Here is a 2,246-nt window from a genome sequence, read left to right as displayed (position 1 = left end):
TAGTTGCTGGGTATAGACCCGAAACCGGGTGATCTATCCATGAGCAGGTTGAAGGTTGGGTAACACTAACTGGAGGACCGAACCCACTGTCGTTGAAAAGCCAGGGGATGACTTGTGGATAGGGGTGAAAGGCTAATCAAACTCGGTGATAGCTGGTTCTCCCCGAAAGCTATTTAGGTAGCGCCTCGGACGAATACCATTGGGGGTAGAGCACTGTTTCGGCTAGGGGGTCATCCCGACTTACCAAACCGATGCAAACTCCGAATACCAATGAGTACTATCCGGGAGACAGACTGCGGGTGCTAACGTCCGTAGTCAAGAGGAAAACAATCCAGACCGCCAGCTAAGGTCCCTAAATCATAGTTAAGTGGGAAACGATGTGGGAAGGCATAGACAGCTAGGAGGTTGGCTTAGAAGCAGCCACCCTTTAAAGAAAGCGTAATAGCTCACTAGTCGAGTCGGCCTGCGCGGAAGATGTAACGGGGCTAAAACTATGTACCGAAGCTGCGGATTTGCAATTTATTGCAAGTGGTAGGGGAGCGTTCTGTAAGCCGATGAAGGTGGATTGAGAAGTCTGCTGGAGGTATCAGAAGTGCGAATGCTGACGTGAGTAACGACAAAACGGGTGAAAAACCCGTTCGCTGAAAGACCAAGGGTTCCAGTCCAACGTTAATCGGGGCTGGGTGAGTCGACCCCTAAGGCGAGGCCGAGAGGCGTAGTCGATGGGAAATTGGTTAATATTCCAATACTTCAGTGTAATGCGATGAGAGGACGGAGAAGGTTAAGTCAGCCTGGCGTTGGTTGTCCAGGTGGAAGACTGTAGGCATGCATCTTAGGCAAATCCGGGGTGCTCTATGCTGAGAGTTGATAGCAAGCCAGTTTACTGGTGAAGTGGCTGATACCATACTTCCAGGAAAAGTCTCTAAGCTTCAGTTACACTGGAATCGTACCCGAAACCGACACAGGTGGTCAGGTCGAGTAGACCAAAGCGCTTGAGAGAACTCTGCTGAAGGAACTAGGCAAAATGGTACCGTAACTTCGGGAGAAGGTACGCTGCCGGCGGTGATAGGACTTGCTCCTTGAGCTGTTGGCAGCCTCAGAAACCAGGCCGCTGCAACTGTTTATTAAAAACATAGCACTCTGCAAACACGAAAGTGGACGTATAGGGTGTGATGCCTGCCCGGTGCTGGAAGGTTAATTGATGGGGTTAGCGTAAGCGAAGCTCTTGATCGAAGCCCCAGTAAACGGCGGCCGTAACTATAACGGTCCTAAGGTAGCGAAATTCCTTGTCGGGTAAGTTCCGACCTGCACGAATGGCATAATGATGGCGGCGCTGTCTCCAGCAGAGGCTCAGTGAAATCGAATTCGCCGTGAAGATGCGGTGTACCCGCGGCTAGACGGAAAGACCCCGTGAACCTTTACTGCAGCTTGACATTGAACTTTGATCTTACTTGTGTAGGATAGGTGGGAGGCTTTGAAGTGGTGACGCTAGTTGCCATGGAGCCGTCCTTGAAATACCACCCTGGTAATATTGAGGTTCTAACTCTGCTCCCTGATCGGGAGCGAGGACCATGTCTGGTGGGTAGTTTGACTGGGGCGGTCTCCTCCTAAAGAGTAACGGAGGAGTACGAAGGTGCGCTCAGCGTGGTCGGAAATCACGCGTAGAGTATAAAGGCAAAAGCGCGCTTAACTGCGAGACCCACAAGTCGAGCAGGTACGAAAGTAGGTCTTAGTGATCCGGTGGTTCTGTATGGAAGGGCCATCGCTCAACGGATAAAAGGTACTCTGGGGATAACAGGCTGATACCGCCCAAGAGTTCATATCGACGGCGGTGTTTGGCACCTCGATGTCGGCTCATCTCATCCTGGGGCTGAAGCAGGTCCCAAGGGTATGGCTGTTCGCCATTTAAAGAGGTACGCGAGCTGGGTTTAGAACGTCGTGAGACAGTTCGGTCCCTATCTACCGTGGGCGCTGGAAATTTGAGAGGATCTGCTCCTAGTACGAGAGGACCAGAGTGGACGAACCTCTGGTGTACCGGTTGTGACGCCAGTCGCATCGCCGGGTAGCTATGTTCGGAAGGGATAACCGCTGAAAGCATCTAAGCGGGAAGCCTACCTCAAGATAAGATTTCCCCGAGACTTTATGTCTCCTAAAGAGCCGTTGAAGACTACGACGTTGATAGGTTGGATGTGGAAGTGCAGTGATGCATGAAGCTGACCAATACTAATTGCTCGTGAGGCTTGACT

Annotated in this window: 1 rRNA gene (running past one end of the window); it reads left to right on the top strand. The window is 51.5% G+C overall.

The annotated features are described in order from the left end of the window. Window positions 1-2,246, top strand: a 23S ribosomal RNA gene (locus G5T77_RS15015); it begins 611 nt to the left of the window's first position.

This window comes from Acinetobacter sp. GFQ9D191M, assembly GCF_011174875.1.
Lineage (GTDB): Bacteria > Pseudomonadota > Gammaproteobacteria > Pseudomonadales > Moraxellaceae > Acinetobacter.
Note: the sequence above shows the minus strand (reverse complement) of the source record. Positions and strands in the feature narration are given on the sequence as shown.